Source organism: Caulobacter sp. FV1ye6ST, assembly GCF_058681225.1.
The window spans coordinates 2,741,697-2,767,824 of the sequence record NZ_CM178733.1 but is presented as its reverse complement, the minus strand read 5'-3'; the positions used below and the strand labels follow the sequence as shown (position 1 = coordinate 2,767,824).

Here is a 26,128-nt window from a genome sequence, read left to right as displayed (position 1 = left end):
GCTCCTGAAAGACCGCTTGGTCGAAGATTTCTCGTCAGGAGGCGTTCAGCCCCTTTTGGCGCAACGCCCCTGGCCGTACGCCAAAGCGGCGATGGATGGCGCGGCTGAAGGCGCTTTCGGATTGATAGCCCAGGCCGACGGCGATGCGGGCGATTGGCTGGTCACCCCGTTCGAGGCGCTGGCGGCCGAGGTTCAGTCGCAGTTCGCTCAGGAGTCCTAGCGGCGACTGGCCGGCGGTGTCGCGAAACCGCCGCACCAGAGTGGCGCGCGAGGTCGCCGAAAGCTCGGCCAGGGCGTCCAGGCTCCAGTCTGTGGCGGGATCTCTCAGCATGGCGAGCGTGGCGGCCGCCGTGGAGCGCTGGGCGAGCAAGGCCAGGAGCCCCTCGGCCGGCGGATCGGCGTCGAGATGGGCGCGCAGGAACATCACGAAGAGGGCGCTGGCTAGATCCGTGGCGATGGCCAGCGCGCCGGGACGGGCCTGGTCGATCTCGTCATGCATGGCGGCGACGAGGCCGGCGAACCGCGGCTGCGAGGCGTCCTGGCCCGCGCGCAGCACGATGACGTCCGGCAGGGCCGAGACCGGCAGCTGCGCGGCCGAGGCCTCGAAGTGCAGGAGGCCGCAGATCAGCTCGGTGTCGGGCGCGGCGTCGCCGGTCTCCTTGATGCGGATGGCGTTGTGGTAGCGGGTTGAGACAGGCCGCGTGGCCTGGTCGGCGGTGATCCGCGGGCGCAGGACGTGGGCGTCGCCGTGTGGCAGGAGCAGGATGTCGCCGGCGCTCAGCAGCAGGGTCTCGCGGCCAGGGCGTTCGATCGCCGCCTGACCCTTGGCGACGATGTGGAACTGCGCGGCGGGCGTGGCCTCATGCGTCACGCGCCAGTCACCGCCGAACCGGCAGTAGTCCTCCAGCTCGGGCCGAACCCGCAGCAGCAAGGCCAGGTCGCTCAAGGCGTCGCTCATCGAGGATCTCCGCCCGAATGATCCGCACGGTCATAAGGACGCGCCGCGCGGGCATCAACCCGGGAGCCGGCCGAGCTTAGCTTTCCGTCACAGCAAGAGGAGGCCCCCATGGCCATGCATGACTGGAATGGATATCGCAAGCAGATCGGCGCTGGCGTCGGCGAAGTCGGCAAGCTCAGCCCGGGAACGGTGCAGGGCTATGTCGCCCTCAGCCAGGCCGGCGGCAAGACCAATCTCTTGGACGCCAAGACTCGCGAGCTGATCGCGCTGGCGGCGGCGGTTTCGCTGCGCTGCGACGGCTGTATCACCGTCCATGCCGAGGAAGCCCGCAAGCTGGGCGCGTCGAAGGACGAGATCGCCGAGGCGCTGGGCGTGGCGGTGGCCATCGGCGCCGGGGCCAGCCTCGTCTACACGACCCGCGCGCTCGACGCGTTCTCCGAAGCCGTGAAGGCCGCCTCGTGAGGGCGCTCGTTCGTCAGGGGCTCGGCGTCATCGCCGGCTCCCGATCGCATCGCGTCGGTATCGGCGCGATGAAGATCGCCATCGCCGTGATCTTCCTGTGGATCGGGGCGCTGAAGTTCGCGCCCTACGAGGCCGACAGCATCACGCCGTTCGTGGCCAACAGCCCCGTCATGTCGTTCTTCTACGAGCACCCCGATCAGTACAAACCGCACCTGACCCACGAGGGCCAGTTGAAGCCGGCCGAACGGGCCTGGCAGGCGGCCAACAACACCTATGGCTTCTCGAACGGCCTGGGTGCGGTCGAGCTCGTCATCGGCGGCCTGACCCTGGCGGGCCTGTTTTCCAGGCGGCTGGGCTTTGTCGGCGCGGGCCTGGCCTTCCTGACGCCGGTGGTCACCCTGTCGTTCCTGATCACCACACCGGAGGCCTGGGTTCCGGCCCTGGGCGACGCTCAGCACGGCTTTCCGTTTCTGTCGGGCGCGGGCCGGTTGGTGCTGAAGGATACGGCCATCATGGCCGGCGCCTGGCTAGTCCTGGCCGATACAGCGCGGCGTCTTCTGACGCTCAATCAGGAAGGCGGCGCTTAGGTGTTCTGCAACAGCGGAAAGACGCTTTCGCGTTAGGCGCCTGGCGCCGCGGCGGCCCGCAAAGCCGGGTGCTCGGCGGGGTGTCGAGACGCCGGCCAAGGCCAATGCAGGTCTTGGCCGGCGCGTCGATGAGTTGTGCGCCCGCTTGCGAGACGCCCTTGACCCCGGCGCGAGAGGCTGTCGGTCGTCGAAGCGACCGTGCCATGTCTGGCGCGAGGGCAGCGGCTAGGCCCGCGCCAGACTTAAGCGCCAAACCTTCAAGCCAACAGGGTGATCGAAAGGCCAAGCTGCGGGAAAGACCTTTTCCTGGAGCCTTCCATGTCAGACGTCCGTTTCACCCGCGCCAACGGCGCGCCCGTCGTCGACAACGTCAATATCGAAACCGCCGGCCCGCGCGGACCCGCCCTCCTGCAGGATATCTGGCTGATCGAAAAGCTGGCCCACTTCGATCGCGAGGTGATCCCGGAGCGGCGCATGCACGCCAAGGGCTCGGGCGCCTATGGGACCTTCACCGTTACAGGCGACGTCACGGGGTTCACCAAGGCCAGCGTTTTCGCCGAGATCGGCAAGCAGACCCCGCTCTTCGCCCGGTTCTCGACGGTCGCCGGCGAGCGTGGCGCGGCCGACGCCGAGCGCGACATCCGCGGCTTTGCCCTGAAGTTCTACACGGACGAGGGCAACTGGGACCTGGTGGGCAACAACACGCCGGTCTTTTTCTTCCGCGATCCGCTGCGTTTCCCCGACCTCAACCACGTGGTCAAGCGCGACCCGCGCACGGGCATGCGCAGCGCGCAGAACAACTGGGACTTCTGGACCCTGCTGCCGGAGGCCTTGCACCAGGTGACCATCGTGATGAGCGAGCGGGGCCTGCCGCGGGGCTTTCGCCACATGCACGGCTTTGGCAGTCACACCTACAGTTTCCTGGACGCGGCCAACCAGCGCGTCTGGGTCAAGTTCCACTTCCGCAGCCACCAGGGGATCGAGAACCTGACTGACGCGCAAGCCGAGGCCGTGGTCGGCAAGGACCGCGAGAGCAGCCAACGCGACCTCTTCGAGGCCATCGAGCGCGGCGACTTCCCGCGCTGGACGATGTCGGTGCAGATCATGACGGAGGAGGCGGCCAAGGCCTTCCGGTTCAATCCCTTCGACCTGACCAAGGTCTGGCCCAAGGCCGAGTTCCCTCTGATCGAGGTCGGGGTCATGGAGCTGAACCGCAATCCCGAGAACGTTTTCGCCGAGGTCGAGCAGGCCGCCTTCTCGCCAGCCAATATCGTGCCGGGCATTGGTTTCTCGCCGGACAAGATGCTGCAGGCGCGCCTCTTCTCCTACGGCGACGCCGCGCGCTACCGGTTGGGCGCCAATCACAACCTGATTCCCGTCAACGCGCCCAAGTGCCCCTACCATGCCTATCACCGCGACGGCGCGATGCGCACCGACGGCAACCTGGGGGGCGAGACCCACTACTGGCCCAACAGCAAGGGCGCGTGGGCCGATCATCCTGCCCTGCAGGAACCCCCGCTGGCGATCGATGGGGCGGCCGCGCATTGGGACCATCGGGTCGACGACGATCACTACCAGCAGCCGGGCGACCTCTTTCGCATGATGGACGCCGCGCAGCGCCAGGCGCTGTTCGACAACACCGCCCGCTCGGTCGGCGGCGCATCGGTCGATGTCCAGCAGCGCCACATCGCCAACTGCGCCAAGGCCGACCCGGCTTATGGCGCGGGCGTGGCCGAAGCGCTGGCGCGACTGGCGCCCGTAAGCCAGGCGGCCGAATAGGGTCTCTGGCGCCGGACGCGCCGCGCGCGTCCGGCGCAGGCCTTGGTCTGTTCGCCGGCAACGAGCCGGAGGGGTCGGGGGCAGGATTGACGGCTCGGCATCGGATCGCGTTCACCCGCCGCGCGTGGAGCGGCCGAGACCGGCGGCGCGGGCGCGGCCACTATCCAGGGAGTGAATGCCGCTCGCTTCCGCCATCAACCGCTTGGCGATCAGATCGCCCACACCAGCATCGCTGAGCTCGCTCGCCCCCTGGTCAGGTCGCGTTGCAGGGCGTTGTCCCAGGCGCCGCGTCCTTGAAAATCTTCGCGCGCGCCAGAGGTGCGGAGATCGGACTCTCCCTTCCGCACGGCCCTGGCTCGGCCGAGGTCGTGCTCGACGACGACACGATGATCACCGCCACCAAGATCTGGGGCGCGGCAAATTCCTAACGCCCCGCGTCGAGGGCGCTCTCCCGGCGGAAGTCAGATTTCGCGGTAGCCACCGGCGATCCATTCGGTCGCGCCCTCGGCATAGGCTTGGGCTGCGTCTTCCCAGACCAGGTGTCCGCCCTCAAGCAGCACGTGCCGGCAGTGGGGCAGGTTATCGGCGAGCAACTGGCCGTTGGGCGGCGGCACGCCTGGGTCATGGCGGCCGGCCTGGACCAGGACCGGCGTCTCGATGGTGGGCAGCAGGGTGCGCAGGCGCGGCAGTTCCTGGCGATAGGCCCGGACGAAGTTGGCGGCGTCCTCGAAGCGTCGACCGGCCGAGGCGGCGCGATAGTCCTCCAGGACGGCCGCCGGCGTGGGGTTGGCGGCCGACTGGGTGACGAAGCCGACCGCGATATCGCCGCCGTCCATGGCTTCGAAGTATCCAGGCGCGCTGTCGATCAGCGCCTGCAGTTCGGGTCCGGCTAGAGCCGCGTCGGTGGCGCCGCTGCCCAGGATCAGGCTCTCGAACAGGTCGGACCGATGATGGGCCGCGAACAACAGGGCCAGTGTGCCGACATCAGGACCGATGGCGTGGACGCGGTCATAGCCCAGCATCTCGATCAGACCGATCAGGAAGTGGCCCATGGCTTCGGGCGCGATCACGTCGAGGCGTCCCTCCGAGCGGCCAAAGCCTGGCAGGTCCACGGCGATCACGGGTCCTAGCCCGACAAGCGCCGGGACCGTGTCGCGGAAGGCGTAAATGCTCTCCGGCCAGGGGCTGGTCAGGAGGATCGGCGTTCCCTGCGATCGGCCGCTGCGGGCGATGCGGATTTGCAGGCCGTCGACGACGATGTGCTCGATCTGGCCGATGTCGGGTAGGGCGGTCATGGACGCTCCGGGCCAAAGGCCAGACGATATTTCTCCCTTCTTAGCGATGGGCGTGGCTGTGACCGTCCTGAACCGGGGTATGGGGTCCCCCATCACTCGGGATGATGGCGGTCGGTCGCGCCTGACCCGAAACTGTGAACCGACAAGCCGTTGCACCCGCGCCCGACGACCCCGGCGCGCAGACGGACTTCCGGAGCTTTCAGATGACCGACACGACCCTGACCGTGCCTACTCATTTCATCGAAGCCGCCAATGGCGTGCGCTACGCCTACAGGCGGTTTGGCAAGACCGGCGGCACGTCACTCGTCCTGTTGCCGCGCTTCCGCGGCGACATGGAGACCTGGGACTTGGATCTCCTCGATCCGTGGGCGCGCGACCGCGAGGTGATCCTCTTCAACAACCGGGGTGTGGCCAGCACCAGCGGCGTGACGCCTTCGACGATCGCGGAGATGGCGCGTGACGTGATCGCCTTCTGCGAGGCCCTGGGCCTCAAGACCGTCGACCTGCTGGGTTTCTCGCTTGGCGGCTTCGTGGCCCAGGACGTGGCCCTGATCCGGCCGAGCCTGGTGCGCAAGCTGATCCTGGCGGCCACCGCCCCGCGCGGCGGTCCGGCCATGCATGGCTGGCGCAAAGACATCGCCGACGCGGTGCGCAAGGACGAGCCGGGAGCAGCCGAGCTGCTCTACACCTTCTTCAAGCCCACCAAGACCAGCCAGGCCGCCGGCGGGGCCTATCTGGGCCGGTTCATGGCCCGATCGGAAGGCCGCGATGCGGTCAGCTCCTTGCAGACGCGCGACGCGCACTATGACGCCGTCTGCGAATGGGGCGTGCCCGACCACGGCGCGCTGCAGCGCCTGGAGGCGATCACCCAGCCGACCTTCGTGGCCAATGGTGACGCCGATGCGATGATCCCGCCCAAGCTCAGCTGTCTGATGGCCGGCCTGATCCCCAACGCCCAGCTGACCATCTATCCCGACGCCGGCCATGGCTTCCTCTTCCAGCACGCCGCCGCCTTCGGAGCCGATGTGACGGCTTTCCTGAACGCCTAGACCGGCTTGGGATCGAACTGCGAAGGCGCTTGCAAGGGGCCTGGCTTAGCCAGGCCCCTTTTGTTGGCGCAGGGCGCTAGACGGCTTCGAGAACCGTCGCCACGCCCTGGCCGCCGCCGATGCATTGGGTGGAGACGGCCAGCCGCTTGCCGTCCCGCTTGAGGATCTGGGCGGCCTTGCCGGTGATCCGCGCGCCGGTCGCGCCGAGGGGATGACCGATCGCGATGCCGCCGCCATCGAGATTGACCCTGGCCTCGTCGATGCCCAACTCGCGGATGCACGCCACCGCCTGGCTGCCGAAGGCCTCGTTGATCTCCCACACATCGATGTCGGAGACGCTCAGGCCCGCCCGCGCCAAGGCCTTGAGCGTGGCCGGGACCGGACCCATGCCCATGATCTCGGGCGGACAGCCGGCCGAAGCGACCGCGCGGATGCGGGCCAGGATCTCCAGGCCGTTGCCTTCAGCATAGGCCTAGCTGCAGACCAGGGTGGCCGAGGCGCCGTCGGTGAGCGGCGAGGCCGTGCCAGCGGTCACCGAACCGTCCGGACGGAACGCTGGCTTCAGGCCCGCCAAACCCTCCAGGCTGGTATTGGAGCGCAGGCAGCCATCGGTATCGATCACGACCCCCGCCGGCGTCGTCACAGGGACGATCTCGCCGGCGAGGTGACCCGCGGCCTGGGCGGCGGCGGCCTTCCTCTGCGAGGCGTAGGCCAGCTTTTCCTGGTCGGCGCGCGAGACGCCATACCGCGCCGCGACGTTCTCGGCCGTTTCGCCCATGGAGATATAGGCCTCGATCGCCAGTTCGGCGTTGGGCCGGTCTGGCGAGCGGAAGCGTGGATTAGGCGAGAAGTTGAACCCGCCTTGCGGGACCATGGACATCGAATCCACGCCGCCACAGAGGAAAGCCTCGCCCGCGCCGATCGCGATCTGGCCGGCGGCGATATGAATAGCCGACATCGACGAGCCGCAGAACCGATTGACGGTCATGCCCGATAGCGCGATGGGCAGACCGGCCAGCAGGACGGCGATGCGGGCGATGTTGTTGCCCTGGGACGCTTCGGGATAGGCGCAGCCGAGCAGGACGTCCTCGAGACTGGCCGGATCAAGGTCCAGCCGGTCGACCAGGCCTCTCAGCGCCGTGGCGGCCAGGTCGTCGGGACGAACATCGGCCAAGGCGCCCTTGCGGGCGAAGTGGAACGGGGTCCGCACATAGCCGGCGATGACGACGTTGGACATCTAGAAACTCCTGGTTTCGAAAGGCCGGCGGGCCGGCGAGATTGAATTTCAGCGGACGCGCGCGTTCGACTTCGTCGACGTCTAGGCGGCGTGACGAGCTCGGGCGCTCGCGGTGGCCTGCGCGGTCTAGTGGTGTTCAGCCCGGCGATAGGCTTCGTCCCAAACCGCCAGGTTTCGGCGCGCATCCTGGATGAAGGCGCTCCGCCGCACGCAACCCAGGAAAAGCTGGGACAGACATCGTCCGTACCAGCGCAGTGGCCGGGCGAACTGAACCAGGAGGACCACGCGGGTGTCTTCCGTGTCGTTCCACACCTCATGCTGCTGGCTGTCGTCGAACACCAGGCCCTTGCCGGCCGTCCAGTAAACCATGCGGTCCTCGACCTGCATCCGGCAACGCTCGGGCTCGCGCGGCACGATCAAGCCCAGGTGATAGGTGAGGATTCCCTTGGTCACCCCGCGGTGGCGGGGAATGTGGGCGCCCGGCGCCAGGATTGAGAAGAACGCCGAGTTCAGGCCCGGCGCCAAGCGCAGCAGCGCCGCCGTTGAGCGGGCGCGCGCACAGTTCTCTTCGACCCGATAGCCATAGCCGTAGAGGAAGAACGAACGCCAGCGCCCATCGGCGGCGATCCGGGCGTGGTCAGCCGAGATCTCGGCGAGAGGCGGCACAGCATCCTGATGCGCTAGAACCGTCATGGCCTCACGGGCGATCAGCGCCCAGTTGGCCTCCAGCGTGGCGATCCAGGGAAACGCGCTCACATCGAGGACGGGATCGTTGGACACCAGCGAGGCGCGGGCGATCAGGGCGTTGAACCCGGGACGCAAGCGCTTGCCCAGACGAACGACCCAGGAACGCTGGGGTGAAGGGCGTGAAGACGGCTCGCCAGTGGACGCCTGGGCGGGGGACGTGATGTCGGTCATTTCAGAGGGCGTTTGGAAGGCGCGCCAGGAGCGCGCGAAGGACGGCAGGGCCGCCCGCGGGAGACGCGGGCGGCCCTGCGTCTGCCCTAGGCCTTGATGAAGGCCAGGAGATCCGGATTGATCACGTCCGCATGGGTCGTAGCCATGCCGTGCGGGAAGCCAGGATAGGTCTTCAGCGTGCCCTTCTTCAGCAGCTTGATGCCGATGCGGGCGGCCGCGTCGATCGGCACGACCTGGTCGTCCTCGCCGTGCATCAGCAGCACCGGGACGGTGATGGCCTTCATGTCCTCGGTGAAGTCGGTCTCGGAGAACACCTTGATGCAGTCGTAATGGGCCTTGGCGCCGCCCATCATGCCCTGGCGCCACCAGTTGTCGGCGTTCTCGGGGATGACCGTCGCGCCCGGGCGGTTGAAGCCGTAGAACGGACCGGCGGCCACATCGCGGTAGAACTTGGCGCGGTTGGCGGCGAGCGCGGCGCGGAAGCCGTCGAACACCTCGATCGGCGTGCCGTTGGGGTTGCTGGGCGACTTCAGCATGACCGGCGGAATGGCGCCGATCAGCACCGCCTTGGCCACCCGGCCCGGCTTGGCGCGGGCGACATAGCGGGCGACTTCGCCGCCGCCGGTCGAGTGACCGACGTGCACCGCGCCCTTCAGGTCCAGGTGGTCGGTCAGGGCCGCGACGTCGGCGGCGTAGGTGTCCATCTCGTTGCCGGTGTCGGTCTGGCTCGACCGGCCGTGGCCGCGGCGGTCATGGGCGATGGCGCGGTAGCCCTGCAGCAGGAAGAACATCATCTGAGCGTCCCAGTCGTCGGCGCTCAGCGGCCAGCCGTGGTGGAACACGATCGGCTGGGCGGTCTTGGGTCCCCAATCCTTGTAGAAGATTTGCGTACCGTCCTTGGTGGTGATGAAGCCGCTGCTCATGCGGATCGCTCCTTTTGCGGGGGAAGCCGACGCGGCGAGCGCCGTGCCGGAAGAAAGCGGCGACAGGGTCGCCAGGGCCGCGAGGCTGAGCCCCGAGGTCAGGACGTCGCGCCGCGAAGCGCCGTCGTCGTTGGAGTGGGAACTGCTCATCGGCGGTCCTTGGAGTTGGGCCTGCCCACGCACGAGCGCGGGTCGGGGAGAAGGATCGCCTTTCGGCGACGCCAGGGCTTGAAAGGGTGGCGACCTCTGGAACGATCGTCTTCTTGCTCAGCAGGTTTCAGTCGGAGAGGTCTGGGCTACGGCAACCGGACGACCGTCCAGCCGAGGCCGCGACGGCGCGGCGAGCGATGTCTTGGAAGCGCCGCCCGGGACGCGGTTCGCCGTCGCCCAGCGGGACGGTGGAAATGGCGATGCAGACGGTGTCCGCGGTGAACGCCAAGGCGTGCGGCGCATAGGGCGGGATGATGATCACATCGCCCGGCCCCATCACCAGTGCGTGGCCATCCGCTTGGACCTCGACGCGTCCCTGGGTGATCCAGGTGATCAGCTCGCCGGGATTGCGACGCATCGGAGACGTCGCGCCCGCTTTGAAGGCCCAGCGGGTGAAGGTGCTTGCGCCACCCTCGAGACGTTGGCGCGCGATCATCGGGCAAACACGCTCGACGGGTTGCTCGCCCAAGCGGTCCAGGATCGTGACCAAGGCTTGTCGCGCCCCCAGCTCGAACGGCTGCTTGTCGTCGTCGTCGCCGACGGCGCGCGCCGACGAGAAGACGGTCGCGAAGGCCGGATGGGGCAGGGGCATCGGAGCCTCCTAGAAATTTGGGGCGATGGCGGCGCCTTGCGCTCCCGCCGCATGGGCAAGTGCGCCATGGCGACGAGGGGTCTACTTCTTGAACTTCACCTTCAGGCCCTCGGCGGCGATGTTGAGCCGCAGCCCTTCACTGGCGCCCTTGAGCTTGATCACCACGCCATTCTGATTGCGCAGGATCACCGCGTTGCCGCCGCCCGCGACCGTGGCGCCGACGCTCAGCGCGGTGTAGGTGCCGGGAAAGTCCTCGATGCGTTCCAGATTGTGAACCGTGCCGGCGGCGTCGATGTGCGCCGCGCCGATATCGATCACCGACAGACCCGACAGGGTGAACGGCTTGTCCATGCCCTGAAACGTCAGGACGCCGCCGCCCCAGACGAAGCCGACGCCGACAGCGACATCGCCCGCCGACAGCTTGATCTGGCCAGACGGAGCCTTTTCGGTCGTCACGACGTCGTCGGCCCCGCGATGAGAGGCCGCGCCAGCCGCCATCGGCGTGAAGGCGAGCATCGAGGCGGCCACCAAGGCCGCGATCATCAAGGGTGAGCGCATGATTTTCTCCAGCGAAGGAAGTCGTCGCAGCGTCGCGCTGCGCATGATTTCCATGTTCAATGCTGGGTCAGAGTGCTCCAACCAAGAGGATCGTGAGAGCTATACCGCCGTTCAGGTCGTCTAGACTGATGTGTGGCGTTGACGGTGTTTTGGGTTGTTCTTTCGTCACCGAAACCCTTTGATCTCGAACGCAAAGCGGACCTGGTATCAGCCGGACGCAGGCGATCCCATACCTTGGTAGAGGGGGGCAAAAGACTTCTATGGCTCTTTGAAATGCTAGTTTGGCCCGGTCTGGATCGCGGCTGCGCGGTCAACTTTGCGAAGACCGACGCACTTGCCTCATCACCCTGATCTCTTCGACCTGTCGCCCATTCCGATCCTTTGCGAGGACTGGTCCGGCGTTCGCGCGGAGGTGATGGCGGTCTTGGCCAGCGGGGTCGACGACTTCGACGGGTTCCTGGCCGGCAATCCCGATTTCGTCGTCGAAGTGCGCCGTCGCCACGCGGTCGTCGACGCTAATCGTCGTGCGCTGGAGCTGTTCGACGTACCCGATCTGCGATCGCTTCAACGGCAGGTCTCGACCCTTTGGCCGGCGGATATCGCCAGCAACGGCCAGGTGCTGCGGGCGATCGCCAGCCGGGCGCGATCCTGCGAGGGCGAACGGGTTCTTCGTCGGCCCGACGGCTTGACGGTTCCGATCATCTGGCGGGCCAACCTGCCGCAGGAGACGCGCGGCTTCGAACGGCTCCATTTCTTCGCCTTTGACGTGTCCGAGCAGAAGCTCGCCCAGGAGGCGCTGGTGGCGGCTCGCGCCAATCTCAACCACGTTGGCCGCCTGTCCCTGGTCGGCGAACTGACCGCCTCACTCGCCCATGAGGTCGCCCAGCCGATCAGCTCGATCGCCAACAACGCCGCGGCCGCTTCCCGCTGGATGGCGCGAGGCCGTACGGCCGAGGTCGCCACTGGCCTTAGCCGGATCGTCAAGAATGCCGAGCATGCCGGCGCGGTGGTTCAGCGGATCAAGCGTTTCAGCCGGCGGAGCCTGACCGAGCGCGTCGCTTCGAGTCCTCGCGCCATGATCCTGGAAGCCCTGGCTCTGACGGCATTCGAGGCAAGGCGCCACGGCGCGAGCCTGGACATAGACGTCGCCGCCGATTTGCCGGATGTGCTGGCCGACCCGATCCAGATTCAGCAGGTCGTGGTCAATCTGATCATCAACGGCCTGCAGGCCAGCGCGGGCGTTCGTGACGCGTATCATCAGGTGCGCATCCTGGCCCGTGCGCGGTCGCCCGGCTGGATCACATTCCAAGTCGAGGACACCGTCTCGGGCATCGCGCTGGAGGATCTGGAACGCGTGTTCGAGCCGTTCTATTCGACAAAAGCCGAGGGGTTGGGTCTTGGCCTTTCGATCTGCCGCCGCATCATCGATGAGCATGGCGGCCGGCTCTGGGCGGGCCCAGGCGAGCAAGGCGCGGTTCTCAGCTTCGACCTGCCTGTGGCGCACCAGCGTGTTTCTCGCGGCTAGCCGCCTCTGAGGCGGCGGCTAGATCGAAAAGCCGCCATCGACGTTGATGGTCGCGCCGGTGATGAAGCTGGCCTCGTCGCTGGCCAGGAAGGCGACAACCTTGGCGACCTCCTCGGGGCGGCCGAAGCGCCCCAGGGCGATGTGCCGGCGTAGGACCTGGGCGAACGGTCCGACCTCTGGACTGAGATCGGTGTCGATCGGTCCAGGCTGCACCGTATTGACCAGGATGCCGCGAGGACCCAGGTCCCGCGCCCACCCCCGCGCCATGGCCGCGACGGCGGCCTTGCCGGCGCCATAGACCGCGCCTCCGGGAAAGGGCATGCGCTCGGCGCCGGCGCTGCCGATCACGATGATGCGCCCGCCATCGCTGATGCGATCCAGGGCCGCGATCGTGCCGCTGAAGACGCCGTCTACATTGACCGAGAACTGCTGGCGGAAATTGCCGTAGTCGTCACGGGCTTCGGGCGGGACCTTGGCCACCCCGGCGTTGTGCACGAGGATGTCCAGGCCGCCCAAGCGATCGACGGCCTGGATCACGGCCTCGGTCTGAGCTTGGGGGGCGCTTGCGTCGGCGACCACGGCATGTACGGCCGCGCCATGGGATGATGCGACCGCGACTGTTCGGTCCGCCGCCCGGGTATTGGCGCGGTAGGTAAAGACCACGTCGGCGCCTTCAGCGGCCAGGCGCTCGACGATTGCCCGGCCAATGCCGCGGGCGCCGCCCGTGACCATTGCTCGCTTGCCTGACAGCCTCATGGGTTCAGAGCGCCCATGGCGGCGACCGAAGGCCGCCGACCACATGCCCGCGCCTAATGACCACGTCCAGCCGCGTCAAGGAATTCGAACTCTTCCGGGCTGAGGGTGATGTCGGCGGCGGCGACATTCTCCTCCAGGTGCGTGACGCTCGAGGTGCCGGGGATGGGCAGGAGAACCGGGCTGCGGGCCAGCAACCAGGCCAGGGCGATTTGCCCGGCCGTGGCGTTGTGGGCCTTGCCGATCTGCTCCAGACGCCCGCCCGGCGCGGTCAGCCGGCCCGACGACAGCGGAAACCATGGGATGAACCCGATGACCTGCTCTTCGCAGTAGTCCAGCACCGCCTCGCTGGTGCGGTCGGTGAGATTGTAGCGGTTCTGAACCGTGGCGACGGGGAACACGCGCTGGGCGGCCTTGATCTCGGCGACGGTGACCTCGCTGAGGCCGGCGTGGCGGATAACCTTGGCGTCGATCAGCGACTTGATGGCGTCGAACTGCTCCTTGGCCGGCACGCGCGGGTCGATGCGATGCAGCTGCCACAGGTCGATGATCTCCACGCCCAGGCGCTCACGACTGGCCTTGGCCTCGGCCACCAGGTAGTCGGGATCGCCCTTCGGCGCCCACTGATCCGGTCCCGGGCGGGTCAGGCCGGCCTTGGTGGCGACGTGCAGGCCCGCATAGGGCGCCAGAGCCTCGCGGATCAGGCGTTCGGAGACTTCCGGCCCGTAGGCGTTGGCGGTGTCGATGAACGACACGCCCAGTTCGGGCAGACGGCGCAAGGTCTTCAGGACCTTGTCGCGATCGGCCGGGTCGCCCCAGATACCGGGGCCGGTCACGCGCATGGCGCCATAGCCCAGACGGGCCACGGGCATGTCGCCGCCGATCGAGAAGAAGCCCGCGCGGGCGGCATTGGGAGGGGTCATGAGCGCGCTCCGTCAGGAAACATGGCCGCCAGCATCGACGCGGCGCCACCGGACCCAGTGCTTAGCGCTCAGGCTTGGCCGCCGTAATCCATACCGGGGTATGGCGATCGGCCGGGAACACGATGCTTGGGGCCTGTGGCGGGCGTCGGGCGGGCATACGCCGGTAGGGGCGCCGCGGGAGGCGATGAGGGCCTAGCCTTGGTCCGGATCGAAGGGCGCGGGTCTGCTGTCGCGCCCCCGCCACGCACCGGCCAAGGATAAAGCCATGCCGCTGAGACACCTGACGATATCGCTTGAAGAAGCCTTCCAAGCCGTCGCCGCCGCGCAGGCGCAAGCCAGTGCGTTGGGCGTCAAGGCCGCGATCGTGGTGCTCGACGCCGGAGGCGCGCTCGTCGCGGCTCAGCGCATGGACGCGACCTGGCCCGGCGCCATGGATCTGGCGATCGCCAAGGCCCAGGCCGCTCATGGTTTTGCCGCGCCCAGCGGCGCATTTTTCCCGATGGTCCAGCCTGGCGAGCCGCTCTTTGGGGTCGGAAGCGTGGCGAGCGGACGCTATCTCACCTTGCCGGGCGGACTGCCCCTGGTCGACGAAGGCCTGGTCGTCGGGGCGATCGGCGTCAGCGGCGGCGCGGTGGATCAGGACGAGGCGGTGGCGACGGCCGGCCAGAAGGCGTTTCTGGAATCTCTAGACGCCTAGCGCGAGGTCGGAGACAGGGCGAGGGTTCACCGCGGGTCGTAAAGAGGACTGGATGACCGCAAGCGCCTGACGATCCTGGCCGCTACTGGATATTCAGTGAGCGGACCTTCTGGATCATGTCAGTCACCGTGGTGGCCTTCAGCTTCCGGAAGGCGCTGCTGCGGTGCATCTTGACCGTGATCTCGGCGATCCCGAGCTCATAGGCGATCTGCTTGTTGAGCAGGCCCCGGTCGACGGCCTTGAGCACCTGGATCTCGCGCGGCGTCAGGGTTTCGGCCAGGCGCCGCAGTTCGCCGGTTTCCTCGTCGGTCTGTCGGCGCGCCTGATCCAAGCGCAGCGCGTCCCAGACGGCGTCAAGCAGCTCTTGGTCGCGGAACGGCTTGGCCAGGAAGTCGGTGGCGCCCAGTTTCATCGCCTTGACCGACATGGGCACGTCGGCATGGCCGGTGATGAAGATGATAGGCAGGCGCGCGCCTTCGGCTTTCAGTCGCTTTTGCAGCTCCAGGCCGCTTTCCTCGGGCATGCGCACATCCAGGATCAGGCAACAGGCCCGGTCGGGTAGGCCGTTGTCGAGGAAGGCGCGGGTCGACGGAAAGCTCGAGACCTGGAGGCCAACGGAGCGGAACAGATCTTCTAGGCTGGCGCGAATGGACTCGTCGTCGTCGACGACGATGACCAGCGGCGCGGTCTGCAGGAATTCTGGCTTGCTCATGGGCGCTTCGACAGGAGTGAAGGGGCTTGCGGGAGCAAAGCCCGGGAAACGCTGGGCCAAGCTTTGAGTCTGTCACCAGTATTGAAAGCGAACTTAGCCTAGCCGCGAGGGGCATGCAAAAGCCATTGGCCCATACGCTGGTATGGCTTGCCACGGCGCCCTAAAAGCTCAATCGGTAGTCACGGACAGTATGGTCGGCGACGACAGAAAAGGATCCCGTGTGGGACAGCCGTTGCTTGTTTCGATCATTGACGACGATAAGGATGTCCGTCTGGCCCTTGGCGCCCTGCTGACCAGCATTGGTTATGCGGTTGAGTGCTTCGACAGCGCCGAGGCCTTTCTGGGGGATGACAGGGCCGTCGCCAGCGGCTGCATCGTCAGTGACATCCAGATGGCCGGGATGAGCGGCGTGGAGCTGGCGCGCCGGCTGCGCGCCCAGGGACGCGATGCGCCCATCATCCTGATCTCCGCCTTCGCCACCGACGCGGTGCGCGCCCAGGCCGACCGCTCGGGCGTCCATTGCCTGCTGGAAAAGCCGTTCAATCCTGAAGCGCTGCTGGACGAAATCGAAGCCGCCACCGGCGCCAAGGCGCCCTTGGAGTAGGCGTCGGGCCTTGGCCAAGAGCCGGCTGAAAGACGTGAGGCTTCACGCTGGCCGGCCTTGAGCCGCCGAGCGGCAAACTTGACGCTGAACGAGGGTCTATCCGGTCCCAGGCAGGGTCTTGCCCATCGACACGACGATGGCCGATCCGCCGACATGCGGGGGCGGTGAGCGGCGCATGACCGGCGTCACGCCCCGCTCACACGATGTCGGGTCTAGAACGAGGTGATCACGCTGCGCGCTACCGCGCCATGCTTAAGCTCTTCATAAGCGTCGTTGATCTGGCTGATATTGATCTCCTGGGAGATCAGGTCATCCAGATTGAAACGGCCCTGCAGGTGGAGGTCGGCGTACATCGGTATGTCGTGCTTGATGTTGCTCGAGCCCATGAACACCCCCTGGACCTTCACCTGGTTGATGATCAGGCCCAGCGCGTTGATGTCGATCTCGCCGCCCGGGCGGTGGAGGCCGATCAGATAAGCGCCGCCGCCCTTCCTGACCATGCGAACGGCCTGCTCGGAGGTCGGCTTGATGCCGATGACCTCGAAGGCGTGGTCCACGCCGCCGCCGGTCAGGGCCTGGACGGCCGCCACGGTGTCGCCGTCGCTGGGATTGAGGAACGCCGTCGCACCGAACTTGCGCGCCAGGGTCTCCTTCTGGCTCTGGGTGTCGATGGCGATGATGCGCGCCGCGCCGGCCAGCTTGGCGCCGGAGATGACATTGAGGCCCACCCCACCGATGCCGATCACCGCGACGGTTTCGCCCGGACGGATCTTGGCGGTGTTGATCGCGCCGCCCGCGCCGGTGATCACGCTGCAGCCCAGCAGGGAGGCCTGGGGAAACGGCACGGCCTCGGGGATCTTCACCAACTGGTTTTCGTGGACCAGGGTCTGCTCGGCGAACGCGGCGGTGCCGAACCCGGTCGTCACCGGCTTGCCGTCGCGGGTCAGCCTTTGGCCGTCCTTGGCGGGTCGGAGCGTCTCCTCCGGATGGGCGCACTGATAGGTCCGGCCGCTGAGGCAGGGATCGCAATGGCCGCAGAACTGGACCAGCGAGCCGACGACATGGTCGCCGATGGCGAAGTCGCGCACGTCGGGACCCACGGCCGTGACGATGCCGGCCAGCTCGTGACCCAGCACTGCGGGTAGTGGCGTGCCATATTCGGCTTCGGCCAGGTGCAGATCCGAGTGGCACAGGCCGCACGCCTTGACCTGGACCAGTACCTCGCGCCCGATCGGCTCGCCGATCTGAATATCCTCGACGTCGAAACGTCCGGCGTTGGTGTTCAAGATAGCCGCTTTCATGGCCGTATCCTTGTGGGGGAGGGGAGCTATTCTTCGCGCAGACGCCCGACATCCTTGGGAGCGATGCGAGAAGGCTTGCCGCCGAAGCGCTCGGTGACGTAGTTGGCCACCGCCGCGATTTCAGCGTCGCTATAGGCGCGGCTGAAGCCGGGCATGTACGGACTTCCGGCGGTCTGGGGGCCTGTGCCGTGGAGCACCATCAGCGCCACGTTGGCGGCGGTGGGGTCGTTGACCGAGCGCTTGCCGGTCAGCTGGGCCTCGGCGACCAGCGCGCCCGAACCGCTCCAGGCATGACAGCTGACGCAGGCGCCCTCGAAGATGCGCTTGCCGTCGAGATTGGCGCTCGGGATCTGGGCGTGACTGGCCGGCGCGGGTCCGGCCGGCGCGGCAAGATGCGGTGCGCGCACAGGCGGCACGCTCCTGAGATAGACGGCGATGGCGCGGATATCCGACGGCGTGAGCTTGGAGAAGCTGAGCTCCACGGCCTCGCGCATCGGACCCGACGCCACCCCGCGACCGGGCGCGTGACCCTTGGCGAGATAGGCTTCGATGTCAGCCTGACTCCAGGCGCCGATGCCGGTTTCGCGGTGGGGCGTGATGTTGTAGGCGTTCCAGCCCTCGGCCGCGCCGCCGGCGAACTTGCGACGCGTGTCCATGGCCTGCATGAGCGTGCGCGGACTATGGCACTCGCCGCAGTGGGTGGGACCTTCGACGAGATAGGCGCCGCGGTTCCATTCGGGGCTGCGTTCGAGGATCGGCGAGAAGCGCTCATTCGGGTTGAAGAACAGGCCCCAGATCACCATCAGCCAGCGTTGGTTGAACGGGAAGGCGAAGGTGTTGGGCGCGGTCGTCTGGCGCACGGGCTGCAGCGAGAAGAGGTAGGCCTTGATCGCCAGGACGTCCTGGTCGGACATCAGCGAATAGGAGGCGTAAGGGAACGCCGGATAGAGCCGCTGACCGTTGGCCGCCACGCCCTTATGGACCGCCCGCACGAACTGGGCGTCGGTCCAGCGACCGATCCCGGTCTCCGCGTCGGGGGTGATGTTGGGCGTATAGAGCGTGCCGAACGGCAGCTTGAAGGGGCGCCCGCCAGCGAACGGGACGCCGCCCTTGGCGGTGTGGCAGGCTTGGCAGTCGGCCGCCTGCGTCAGGTATTTGCCGCGCTCCAGAAGCGGCGCGCTCGCCAGTTCGGGCGGCGCGCCGGTCGGCGAAGGTCCCTGATAGGCGGCCAGGGCGACCTTGTGTCCGCCCGCGAAGGCCAGCGGCTTGGGCAGGAAGGCCATCCGGCCGACCGCGGCCGCCCCAGCCAGCCCGACCAGCACGCCGGCCAGGAAAAGTTTGGCTCGAATGCCGCGCGGGGTCATGCCTTGGCTCCCTTGGCCAGCAGCGCCCGGTCGATCGGCATCCTCGTTAATTGCACGCCCGTCGCCGCGTAGATGGCGTTGGCGACCGCCGGCTGGACCGTGGTGGTGCCGGGTTCGCCGATGCCGCCGGGGGCCTCGCCGCTCTTGATCAGATGCACCTCAATCGCCGGCGCCTCGTCCAGGCGCACGAGGCGATAGTCGTGGAAGTTGCTTTGCTGGACTCGGCCGTTCTCGAGGGTGATCTGGCCGTGCAGCGCCGCCGACAGGCCAAAAATCAGCCCGCCCTGAATTTGCGAGATCACGCCGTCGGGATTGACGCTCACGCCGCAGTCGACCGCCGTCACCAGGCGGCGCACCCGCACCTGGCCATCGTCCTCGATCTCGACCTGCGCGACGGTAGCCAGAAAGCTGCCGAAAACCGCCTGGGCGCAAAGGCCTCGTCCCGATCGTCTGGGCAGCCGTCCGCCCCATCCGGCCTTTTCGGCCGCCAGGTTGAGCACCGCCAACATACGGGGGTTGTCGTGGAGCAGCGCCTGGCGATAGGCCAGCGGGTCGGCGCGGGTCTCGCGCGCCAGGCGATCGATGAAGCTCTCGACCGCGAACACGTTGGTGTTGGGGCCCACACCTCGCCAGAAGGCCGTGCTGATGCCCACCGGCTCATGTCGGACGTATTCGACGTGGTGGCCGGGGATGGCGTAGGGCTGCTCGACCGCGCCGTCGATGGCGTCGGTGTCGACCCCGCCGACAACGGCCGGCGGCAGCCAGCGTGAGATCACCGATGGGCCGACGACCTTGTGGTGCAGCGCCGCCGGCTTGCCGTCCTCGAGCCGTGCGGTCAGCCAGCCGCCATAGATCGAGCGATAGGGCGCCTTCTGGATGTCCTCTTCGCGAGTCCAGACGACCTTGACCGGTCCGTCCACATGACGGGCGATCCGCACCGCCTTTTCGACCCCGTCGACTTCCAGGCGACGCCCAAAGCCGCCGCCGATCAGGTGGTTGTGGATGGTGACCTGTTCGGGCTGCAGGCCCAAGGTCTTGGCCGCTATGCGCTGGGCCATGGTCATCACCTGGGTGCCCACCCAGATCTCGCAGCCGCCAGGACGCACGTGCACGGTGCAGTTCATCGGCTCCAGCGGCGCGTGGGCGAGCACGGGCAGTTCGTAGTGGACGCTGATCGCGCCCTTGTCGCCGGGACGAACCTCCGCGCCCTGGCTCTTGACCATCAAGCCGGCCTGCGTGGCCGCCTGTTGGAGCCCCGCGCGCAGGGTTTCGGTCGAGACGGTGGCGTTGGCGCCGTCGTTCCAGGTGACATCCAGCGCATCCAGGCCCTTCTTTGCGGCCCACATGTGATCGCCGACCACGGCCACCAGGTCTTCCAGCACCACGATCTGGCGTACGCCCGGCACGGCCCGCGCCTGGGTGTCGTCGACATGCGCGATCGTGCCGCCCAGCACCGGGCTGGCGGCCAGGGTGGCGAACCGCACCCCCTTGGGCATGGCGTCGATGCCGTACTTCAAGCTGCCATCGACCTTGGGCGGCGTGTCGAGCCGGCGATGCGACTTGCCGATCAGGCGATAGGCCTTGGGGTCCTTCAGCGGCGGGTCGGCCGGTCGCGGCAGCTTGCTGGCGGCGTGCGCCAGGGATCCATAGCCGGCTTCACGCCCGCTGGCGGGATGGCGCACAACGCCATCGCGGGTCTCGCACGCGCCGGGATCGACGTTCCAGCGGCGCGCGGCGGCGGCGACCAGCATCGACCGGGCCGCGGCGCTGGTCTTGCGCATCGGCGCCCAGTAGCCCCGGATCGAGGTCGAGCCGCCGGTCGCCTGGACCTTGAAGATCGGATTGCCGTAAAGCGCGTCGCTGGGCGGGGCCGCCTCCAGACGGACGCGGTCGAGGGTGATGTCGAGCTCCTCGGCGATCAGCATGCTGATCGCGGTGTAGATGCCCTGACCCATTTCCACCTGAGGCATGATCAGGGTGGTGGCGCCGTCCGAGCCGATGCGGATGAAGGCGTCTGGCGCGAAGACCGCCGTTTGGCCTTCGCGCGCCGCCGCCAGCCGACCGGCCGGTAAGCCGATGGCCAGCATCAGCCCGCCGCCCGCCAAGGCGCGCAGCATGTCACGGCGCGAGCCGTCGAGGGCGGGGGAGGGCGCGCTCATCGAACCCTCCTCAGACCTGGCCAGCGGCGTGTTTCACGCCCTGGCGGATGCGGACATAGGTGCCGCAGCGGCACAGGTTCCCGGCCATGGCCGCGTCGATGTCGGCGTCGGTCGGATGGGGTGTGGTCTTCAGCAGGGCCGCGGCGGCCATGATCTGGCCGGACTGGCAGTACCCGCACTGGATAACTTCCAGATCCAGCCAGGCCTTCTGGACGCGCGCGCCCTCCGGCGTCGCGCCGATCGCTTCGATTGTCGTGATCTTGCGCTGGCCGACGACGCCGACGGGCAGCTGGCAGGACCGGACGGCGACGCCGTCCAGATGCACGGTGCAGGCCCCGCACTGGGCCACGCCGCAGCCGAACTTGGTGCCGGTCAGTCCCAGGACATCACGTAGGACCCACAGCAGCGGCGTGTCCGGTTCGACGGTCACGCTGTGATGGTCGCCATTGATCGAAAGGTCGGTCACCGCCGTCTCCCAAGAATGCGCCGCTGTCGCGTCCGGCTGGGTCTTGTCGAGGATCCAGGAACCCTCTCGGCCTTCACGACTAGCGCCGCCAAAAGGCGCGGCAAACGCATACCGGGGTATGGGGCGGGTTCTGAGCGCGGCGGCGGGCGGGCCCGCGTCGGCGAGCGTGGGCAGGCGCGCGGGCGCAGCCGCCGGTCCGCAGGAAGCCCTCGGCCTGGGAGGGCGATACCGGCGTATAGGCGCCCGCTGGCTGGAAGCGCCGGTATCGCTGCGTGACCTGTCGTCGAGGCCAGCGGCTCTTTGCCCAAGGCGCCCGAACGATGCGCCCCTTCAGCGATCTTCGGAGGAAGACCTCATGCGCCTGACCGACAACACCATCTTCATCACCGGCGCGTCGTCGGGCATCGGGCGAGCCATGGCCGAGGCTTTTCACAAGCTGGGCAACACGGTGATCATCTCGGGGCGCCGCATTCGGCTGTTGGACGCCGTCGTCGAAGCCAATCCCGGCATGTATGCGCTGGAGCTGGATATCGCCGATCCCGACAGCATCGCCGCGGCCGCCCATCGCCTGAAGGCCGAACATCCGACCCTCAACGTCCTCTTCAACAACGCCGGCATCATGCCGTTCGATGATCCGAGCCGTCCGATCGACGATCGGACGGCCCAGGCCATCCTGACGACCAATCTCCTGGGGCCGATCCGCATGACGTCGGCGTTGATCGAACAGCTGAAGGCCCAGCCCCGCGCCACGATCATCAACAACACGTCGGTCCTGGCTTATCTGCCTCTCGCCACCAACGCGATCTATTCGGCGAGCAAGGCGGCGCTGCACTCCTACAGCCTGTCGCAACGCTTCATGCTGCGCGACACCTCCGTGCGGGTGCAGGAGATCGCGCCTCCCTGGGTCAATACGGACCTGATCAAGAAGGGCGATGATCCTCGCGCCATGCCGCTCGACGCCTTCATCGCCGAGACCATGGCGATCCTGGCCGGCGACGTCGAAGAGGTGGTGGTCGAGGGCGTTCGAGCCGCGCGGGACAATCCAGGCGCTGGCGAGCACGCCATGGTCCATGCCTTCAACGAGGACATGGTCGCCCATCCCATTCCGGTCTGACCCCCTCATTACCGGGACGGCCAACGACTGTCCCGGCTTCTGGCCTGGAGATCTTCCATGCAGGACTTCATTCCTCATGCGGCGTCGGCGTTTCCCGACGTCCTTTGCGGCAAGGCCGGCGCGTTCGATCTTCGGGGCGCCTCCGATCAGCTTCGCCAAGTGGCCATGGCCCTGGATGAGCATGACAGGACCGTCGTCGACAGCCGTCAGGAGGCGGCGCTGGCCCAGCGCCGGGCGCAGGATCTGGCCGCACTGGGCGCTCTGGCCAGCGGTGTCGCCCACGACTTCAACAATCTGCTTCATGTCCTGAACGGCAGCCTCGACCGGCTCGGCGCGAGCATCGCCGGCAACGCTTGGGCCGAACGCCAAGTGGGATACGCGCAGGCCGCCAGCCGCCGATGTGGGCAGCTGGCGAGCCAGTTGCTCACCTTGGGCCGGCGCGTCGACACCGATGCCGCGCCCTTCGACCCGACGCAGATGCTCGAGGAGATCGTCGGGCTGCTGCGCCAGGCAGCCGGCGAGGGGGTCGAGGTCCGCCTGGAGGTCGCGCCGGGTGTCTGGCGGGTTCAGGCCGATCGCGCGCAACTCGAAGACGCCCTGCTCAATCTGACGATCAACGCCCGCGATGCGATGGACGGGCAAGGTGTGCTTATCCTGCGCCTGGCCAACACGCGATCCGATTGCTCGGGCGGCGATCAGGTTTGTCTGGCGGTGATCGACACTGGCTGTGGCATGAGCCCGCAGACGGCTCTGCAGGCCGTTCAGCCCTTCTTTTCCACCAAGCCTTCAGGCAAGGGCGCGGGCCTTGGCCTGGCGATGGTCGACCGGTTCGTCCAAGCCGCCGGCGGACAGCTGCAGATCCACAGCGCGCCGGGGCGGGGAACGAAGATCGAGATCGTGCTGCCTCGGGCTGCGGATCAAGAACCGGCGGCGGACGGCGAAGCTTTGACGGTCCTCCTGGCCAAGACCGATACGGCCGAGCGCCGCCGGTTGGCCGCCGAGCTGGCCGCGCGCAACTACCGTGTTCTGGCGGCGGCTTCGAGCCGCGAGGCGCTGGGGCTCGTCGAAGCTGGCGCGCCGTTCGACCTGCTGGTCGCCGACCTCGACATGCCAGGGCGCGTGCGGGCGCAATGCCTGCTGCGTCGCGCGCGCGATCGCCGGCCCGATCTGGGCGTGGTCTTCACCGCGCCGCGTCCCGCGCCGTTCGACGCCCACGCCCTGAGGGCCGAGCCGTCGATGTTCTTCCTGTCCGGCGTGGATGTCCTTCATGGCCCTTGCTCGGTCGAGCGCCTGGACCGGAAGCTGCGCGAGGTGCGCTCGCAGGTCGTCGGCGCCCGTGCGAGGGTGATCCTGGTCGCCCCGTCGGCGACGAGCGGGCCGCCGAGATGAGCCTGGCCCTGGCCCAAGCTGGGTCCGGAATCCCAGACCTCGACGACTGGCCGCTGTTTGGGTGGAGCGACGAAGCGCGACCGGCGCTTGAGCGCGCCCTGCGGTCCGGTCCGGCCGCGTTGGCCACCATCACCGCGATCGAGGGGGGAGGCCCCAGGCCGGTTGGAACCCAGATGGTCTTCGGGCGCGGGGTGTTGGACGGCTATCTTTCCGGCGGATGCGTCGAGGCTGACCTGGCGCTCCATGCCACGGCCTGCCTCGCCGACGGCGTTCCCCGCAAGTTGATCTACGGTCAAGGCAGCCCCTGGGCCGATATCCGGTTGCTTTGCGGAGCGCGCCTGGAGGTCTTCATCGAAGCCATCGCGCCTGATGACGCCTCAGGACAGGCCCTGGCCGCCTCGGCTCGGGCGCGGCGCCCCGTCTGGTGGGTGAGCGATGGTCATCGGCGCGCTTGCCTGATCGCCGAACCCGTCCCGGCGGCATGGCCCGGGACGATCGTACGGCCCTATGCGCCGGTCCCTCGCCTGGTGATCTTTGGAGGCGACCCGATCGCGCTGGCGATCGGCCAGTTGGGCGTCCAGGCCGGCTTCGAGACCCACCTCGCGCGCGCCAGGGGACCATCGGCTCCGCCGCCGATCAAGGGGATGGCCTACCACAGACTTGATCCCCCCAAGGTGTTCGACGCACTGGGCGGGCTTGATCGCTGGACCTATGTCGCCGTCTGCGGACACGATGACGCGGCGGACCATTCGGCCTTGGTCGCCGCCCTGGGCGGCCAGGCGGCCTATGTCGGGCTGCTAGGGGCGCGGCGCCGGTTCGCGCCGCGGCTGGAGGCTCTGCGCGCCGCCGGGGTCGATCAAGACGCCCTGGCGCGGCTGCATGCCCCCATCGGCCTGGATCTTGGCGGCAAGGCGCCGTTCGACGTCGCCATCGCGGTCTTGGCCGAAATGACGTTGGCGCGTCGCGCCTGAGGAGCGGCTGCACCCTTGAAAACGGGGTGTCGACGGCGTCTCCAGCTTGAGAGGCATACCGGGGGATAGGGTCTCCTATCCGCCGGAAGAATGGCCGCAGGCCCAACAAAACCGCAGGTTTGGTGTGTCCAAGACCTTGAGGAAAAGGAGGCCGCCATGACGCCGACCCCGTCCCAAACGCTCACCGATCACGAGCTTCTGGATCCGACGCGCATGCTGGAGGCCAAGACGCTGGTCGAGATCATCCGGCGCGATCTGCGGATCGACAGACGCTCGGCCGAAGCCGGCCTTGAACGGCTGAGCACGTTGCTGGCGCCGCCGGCTCTGGGCGACCAGGCCGACGCCGTCATGCCGCTCTGGCAGCGTCGTCTCGTCATCCGCTATATCGACGAGAATCTTGCCGGACAGATCGAATGCCGGGACCTGGCCGAACTGGTCGGGCTGAGCCGGTCCTATTTCGCGCGTCTGTTCAAAGGCGCCTTCGGCGAGGGGCCGAGGGCTTTCGTCATTCGCCGAAGGGTCGAGCTCAGCAAGGCGCTGATGCTGCAGACTTCTCAACGCCTGTGCGACATCGCCCTGGCCGCTGGCTTCGCCGATCAGTCCCACATGACCCGCCAGTTCCATCAGATCGTCGGCAAGACCCCTTCGGCCTGGCGGCGCATGCGCCGCGCGATCGGTTCGACGGCGTTGGTGGATGGCCATCGTCTGGCCTCGTAAGGCCAAGCGATCGCATCGACCGACCCCATACCATTGTAGGGGGCGCGTCGGTGCTCGCCTTGAGCGATCTTGCCGCCCCAACACACCTGCGTTTGCGTGAGGCGCGCTAGGAGCAAGACGCTATGACAGGGAGCGGTCCGGCCGACGAGACGCCCATCCAGGGCGCTCCGACCGACGCCCTCGGCGCAAGCGAGACGAATCCAGAAGGCGCCGTGCCGCTCGATACCCCGCTTGTTTTGATCGTCGATGATGATCCCGACGTCCGTTCGACCCTGGCGGATCTGTTCCTATCGGTGGACCTGGCGTCGGAGAGCTTTGGCTCGACCGACGAGCTGCTGGCGTTCGAACTGCCCAACCGTCCGCTCTGCCTGGTCCTGGATTTGCGCCTTCCCGGCGCCAGCGGCTTGGATCTGCAGGCGACCCTGGCCCGCATGGACATCCACATCCCGATCGTTTTCATCACCGGCCACGCCGACGTGCCCACCACGGTTCGGGCCATGAAGGCCGGGGCGATCGACTTTCTCTCCAAGCCGTTCAGCGACCAGGATCTGCTCGATGCTGTGAGCGAGGCTCTGCGGCGCGACCGGAGCCGCCGCCTGACCCAGGACGAGATCGACCAGTTGCAGGCCTTGGCGACCAAGCTGACGCCCCGGGAGATTGACGTGCTGCGGCGCGTGGTCCGAGGCCTGCTCAACAAGCAGATCGCCTTTGAACTCGGCATCAGCGAGATCACCGTCAAGATGCACCGCAGCAGCGCTGGGCGAAAGCTCCGGACCCGGTCGGTCGCCGACATGATCCGCGCGGTCAGGCTGCTGGATCTCTGACCTCTAACGTGGCGAGCACCTGAAGCCGAACGCCTCGCGAC

General features: G+C 67.7%; 28 protein-coding genes. 13 read left to right on the top strand and 15 right to left on the bottom strand.

Translation table 11 applies throughout. The features are described from left to right. Nucleotides 1-34 precede the first annotated feature (34 nt). A complete protein-coding gene (locus ACW175_RS13425) occupies nucleotides 35-958 on the bottom strand; it encodes an AraC family transcriptional regulator (protein ID WP_492100568.1) in 924 nt (307 codons plus the stop codon). 108 nt (nucleotides 959-1,066) lie between these two features. On the opposite strand from ACW175_RS13425, the gene ACW175_RS13420 reads away from it, so the two are divergent. The 4 genes from ACW175_RS13420 to ACW175_RS13405 all read left to right on the top strand — a co-directional run bounded on the left by ACW175_RS13420 (nucleotide 1,067) and on the right by ACW175_RS13405 (nucleotide 4,214). Continuing rightward, a complete protein-coding gene (locus ACW175_RS13420; protein ID WP_492100567.1) occupies nucleotides 1,067-1,420 on the top strand; it encodes a carboxymuconolactone decarboxylase family protein in 354 nt (117 codons plus the stop codon). Continuing rightward, on the top strand, nucleotides 1,417-2,007 hold the full coding sequence (rclC, locus tag ACW175_RS13415; RefSeq protein ID WP_492100566.1) for a reactive chlorine resistance membrane protein RclC: 591 nt from the start codon (nucleotides 1,417-1,419) through the stop codon (nucleotides 2,005-2,007). Before ACW175_RS13420 ends, rclC begins: the two co-directional genes overlap by 4 nt. A gap of 318 nt (nucleotides 2,008-2,325) precedes the next feature. After that, on the top strand, nucleotides 2,326-3,786 hold the full coding sequence (locus ACW175_RS13410; protein ID WP_492100565.1) for a catalase: 1,461 nt from the start codon (nucleotides 2,326-2,328) through the stop codon (nucleotides 3,784-3,786). 293 nt (nucleotides 3,787-4,079) lie between these two features. Beyond that, nucleotides 4,080-4,214, top strand: coding sequence for a hypothetical protein (locus tag ACW175_RS13405; RefSeq protein ID WP_492100564.1), 135 nt, complete (start codon nucleotides 4,080-4,082; stop codon nucleotides 4,212-4,214). Between the two features lie 33 nt (nucleotides 4,215-4,247). On the opposite strand, the gene ACW175_RS13400 is transcribed toward ACW175_RS13405, so the two are convergent. Continuing rightward, the gene (locus tag ACW175_RS13400) at nucleotides 4,248-5,081 is read right to left on the bottom strand and encodes an alpha/beta fold hydrolase (protein WP_492100563.1); all 834 of its coding nucleotides are present in this window, start codon (nucleotides 5,079-5,081) and stop codon (nucleotides 4,248-4,250) included. A 203-nt stretch (nucleotides 5,082-5,284) separates the two neighbouring features. Here ACW175_RS13400 and ACW175_RS13395 point away from each other — a divergent pair, with 203 nt between their 5' ends. Next, a complete protein-coding gene (locus ACW175_RS13395; protein WP_492100562.1) occupies nucleotides 5,285-6,130 on the top strand; it encodes an alpha/beta fold hydrolase in 846 nt (281 codons plus the stop codon). A gap of 76 nt (nucleotides 6,131-6,206) precedes the next feature. Here ACW175_RS13395 and ACW175_RS13390 read toward each other — a convergent pair whose 3' ends face one another. From ACW175_RS13390 to ACW175_RS13365, 6 genes are all read right to left on the bottom strand, one after another. Continuing rightward, nucleotides 6,207-6,572, bottom strand: coding sequence for a hypothetical protein (locus ACW175_RS13390; protein ID WP_492104960.1), 366 nt, complete (start codon nucleotides 6,570-6,572; stop codon nucleotides 6,207-6,209). A gap of 30 nt (nucleotides 6,573-6,602) precedes the next feature. Continuing rightward, nucleotides 6,603-7,367: a thiolase family protein gene (locus tag ACW175_RS13385; RefSeq protein WP_492100561.1), complete on the bottom strand. Its 765-nt coding sequence runs from the start codon at nucleotides 7,365-7,367 to the stop codon at nucleotides 6,603-6,605. A 126-nt stretch (nucleotides 7,368-7,493) separates the two neighbouring features. After that, the gene (locus ACW175_RS13380) at nucleotides 7,494-8,285 is read right to left on the bottom strand and encodes an aspartyl/asparaginyl beta-hydroxylase domain-containing protein (protein WP_492100560.1); all 792 of its coding nucleotides are present in this window, start codon (nucleotides 8,283-8,285) and stop codon (nucleotides 7,494-7,496) included. Between the two features lie 86 nt (nucleotides 8,286-8,371). After that, nucleotides 8,372-9,208, bottom strand: a complete 837-nt coding sequence (locus ACW175_RS13375) for an alpha/beta fold hydrolase (protein WP_492104959.1) — start codon at nucleotides 9,206-9,208, stop codon at nucleotides 8,372-8,374. 277 nt (nucleotides 9,209-9,485) lie between these two features. Beyond that, nucleotides 9,486-10,010, bottom strand: coding sequence for a cupin domain-containing protein (locus ACW175_RS13370; RefSeq protein WP_492100559.1), 525 nt, complete (start codon nucleotides 10,008-10,010; stop codon nucleotides 9,486-9,488). An 81-nt stretch (nucleotides 10,011-10,091) separates the two neighbouring features. After that, nucleotides 10,092-10,568 (bottom strand): hypothetical protein, encoded by a 477-nt coding sequence (locus tag ACW175_RS13365; RefSeq protein WP_492100558.1) that lies wholly within the window; start codon nucleotides 10,566-10,568, stop codon nucleotides 10,092-10,094. Between the two features lie 334 nt (nucleotides 10,569-10,902). Between ACW175_RS13365 and ACW175_RS13360 the strand changes: the two genes are divergently transcribed. After that, on the top strand, nucleotides 10,903-12,093 hold the full coding sequence (locus tag ACW175_RS13360; RefSeq protein ID WP_492100557.1) for a sensor histidine kinase: 1,191 nt from the start codon (nucleotides 10,903-10,905) through the stop codon (nucleotides 12,091-12,093). Nucleotides 12,094-12,111: 18 nt separating this feature from the next. Here ACW175_RS13360 and ACW175_RS13355 read toward each other — a convergent pair whose 3' ends face one another. Further along, complete coding sequence (locus ACW175_RS13355; protein WP_492100556.1) at nucleotides 12,112-12,825, bottom strand: SDR family NAD(P)-dependent oxidoreductase; 714 nt, start codon at nucleotides 12,823-12,825, stop codon at nucleotides 12,112-12,114. A gap of 77 nt (nucleotides 12,826-12,902) precedes the next feature. Next, entirely contained in the window at nucleotides 12,903-13,769 is an 867-nt protein-coding gene (locus tag ACW175_RS13350; RefSeq protein WP_492100555.1) for an aldo/keto reductase, read from the bottom strand. A 265-nt stretch (nucleotides 13,770-14,034) separates the two neighbouring features. On the opposite strand from ACW175_RS13350, the gene ACW175_RS13345 reads away from it, so the two are divergent. Further along, on the top strand, nucleotides 14,035-14,466 hold the full coding sequence (locus ACW175_RS13345; protein ID WP_492100554.1) for a GlcG/HbpS family heme-binding protein: 432 nt from the start codon (nucleotides 14,035-14,037) through the stop codon (nucleotides 14,464-14,466). 82 nt (nucleotides 14,467-14,548) lie between these two features. Here ACW175_RS13345 and ACW175_RS13340 read toward each other — a convergent pair whose 3' ends face one another. Then, nucleotides 14,549-15,178 (bottom strand): response regulator transcription factor, encoded by a 630-nt coding sequence (locus ACW175_RS13340; RefSeq protein WP_492100553.1) that lies wholly within the window; start codon nucleotides 15,176-15,178, stop codon nucleotides 14,549-14,551. A 190-nt stretch (nucleotides 15,179-15,368) separates the two neighbouring features. Between ACW175_RS13340 and ACW175_RS13335 the strand changes: the two genes are divergently transcribed. Continuing rightward, the gene (locus ACW175_RS13335) at nucleotides 15,369-15,782 is read left to right on the top strand and encodes a response regulator transcription factor (RefSeq protein WP_492100552.1); all 414 of its coding nucleotides are present in this window, start codon (nucleotides 15,369-15,371) and stop codon (nucleotides 15,780-15,782) included. 212 nt (nucleotides 15,783-15,994) lie between these two features. Here the strand turns inward: ACW175_RS13335 and ACW175_RS13330 are convergent, their stop codons facing one another. The 4 genes from ACW175_RS13330 to ACW175_RS13315 are packed head-to-tail and all read right to left on the bottom strand — an operon-like array spanning nucleotide 15,995 to nucleotide 21,072. Beyond that, a complete protein-coding gene (locus ACW175_RS13330) occupies nucleotides 15,995-17,083 on the bottom strand; it encodes a Zn-dependent alcohol dehydrogenase (protein ID WP_492100551.1) in 1,089 nt (362 codons plus the stop codon). A 26-nt stretch (nucleotides 17,084-17,109) separates the two neighbouring features. Further along, the gene (locus ACW175_RS13325; RefSeq protein WP_492100550.1) at nucleotides 17,110-18,447 is read right to left on the bottom strand and encodes a cytochrome c; all 1,338 of its coding nucleotides are present in this window, start codon (nucleotides 18,445-18,447) and stop codon (nucleotides 17,110-17,112) included. Beyond that, nucleotides 18,444-20,606, bottom strand: coding sequence for a xanthine dehydrogenase family protein molybdopterin-binding subunit (locus ACW175_RS13320; RefSeq protein WP_492100549.1), 2,163 nt, complete (start codon nucleotides 20,604-20,606; stop codon nucleotides 18,444-18,446). Before ACW175_RS13320 ends, ACW175_RS13325 begins: the two co-directional genes overlap by 4 nt. A gap of 10 nt (nucleotides 20,607-20,616) precedes the next feature. Further along, complete coding sequence (locus tag ACW175_RS13315) at nucleotides 20,617-21,072, bottom strand: (2Fe-2S)-binding protein (protein WP_492100548.1); 456 nt, start codon at nucleotides 21,070-21,072, stop codon at nucleotides 20,617-20,619. A 355-nt stretch (nucleotides 21,073-21,427) separates the two neighbouring features. On the opposite strand from ACW175_RS13315, the gene ACW175_RS13310 reads away from it, so the two are divergent. From ACW175_RS13310 to ACW175_RS13290, 5 genes are all read left to right on the top strand, one after another. After that, nucleotides 21,428-22,186, top strand: a complete 759-nt coding sequence (locus ACW175_RS13310; RefSeq protein ID WP_492100547.1) for an SDR family oxidoreductase — start codon at nucleotides 21,428-21,430, stop codon at nucleotides 22,184-22,186. 165 nt (nucleotides 22,187-22,351) lie between these two features. Beyond that, a complete protein-coding gene (locus ACW175_RS13305; RefSeq protein ID WP_492100546.1) occupies nucleotides 22,352-23,575 on the top strand; it encodes an ATP-binding protein in 1,224 nt (407 codons plus the stop codon). After that, nucleotides 23,572-24,546 (top strand): XdhC family protein, encoded by a 975-nt coding sequence (locus ACW175_RS13300; protein ID WP_492100545.1) that lies wholly within the window; start codon nucleotides 23,572-23,574, stop codon nucleotides 24,544-24,546. The genes ACW175_RS13305 and ACW175_RS13300 overlap by 4 nt, the downstream gene beginning before the upstream one ends. Nucleotides 24,547-24,702: 156 nt before the next feature. Continuing rightward, nucleotides 24,703-25,263, top strand: coding sequence for a helix-turn-helix domain-containing protein (locus ACW175_RS13295; protein WP_492100544.1), 561 nt, complete (start codon nucleotides 24,703-24,705; stop codon nucleotides 25,261-25,263). A 122-nt stretch (nucleotides 25,264-25,385) separates the two neighbouring features. After that, complete coding sequence (locus ACW175_RS13290) at nucleotides 25,386-26,087, top strand: response regulator transcription factor (RefSeq protein WP_492100543.1); 702 nt, start codon at nucleotides 25,386-25,388, stop codon at nucleotides 26,085-26,087. The last annotated feature ends 41 nt before the right edge of the window (nucleotides 26,088-26,128 follow it).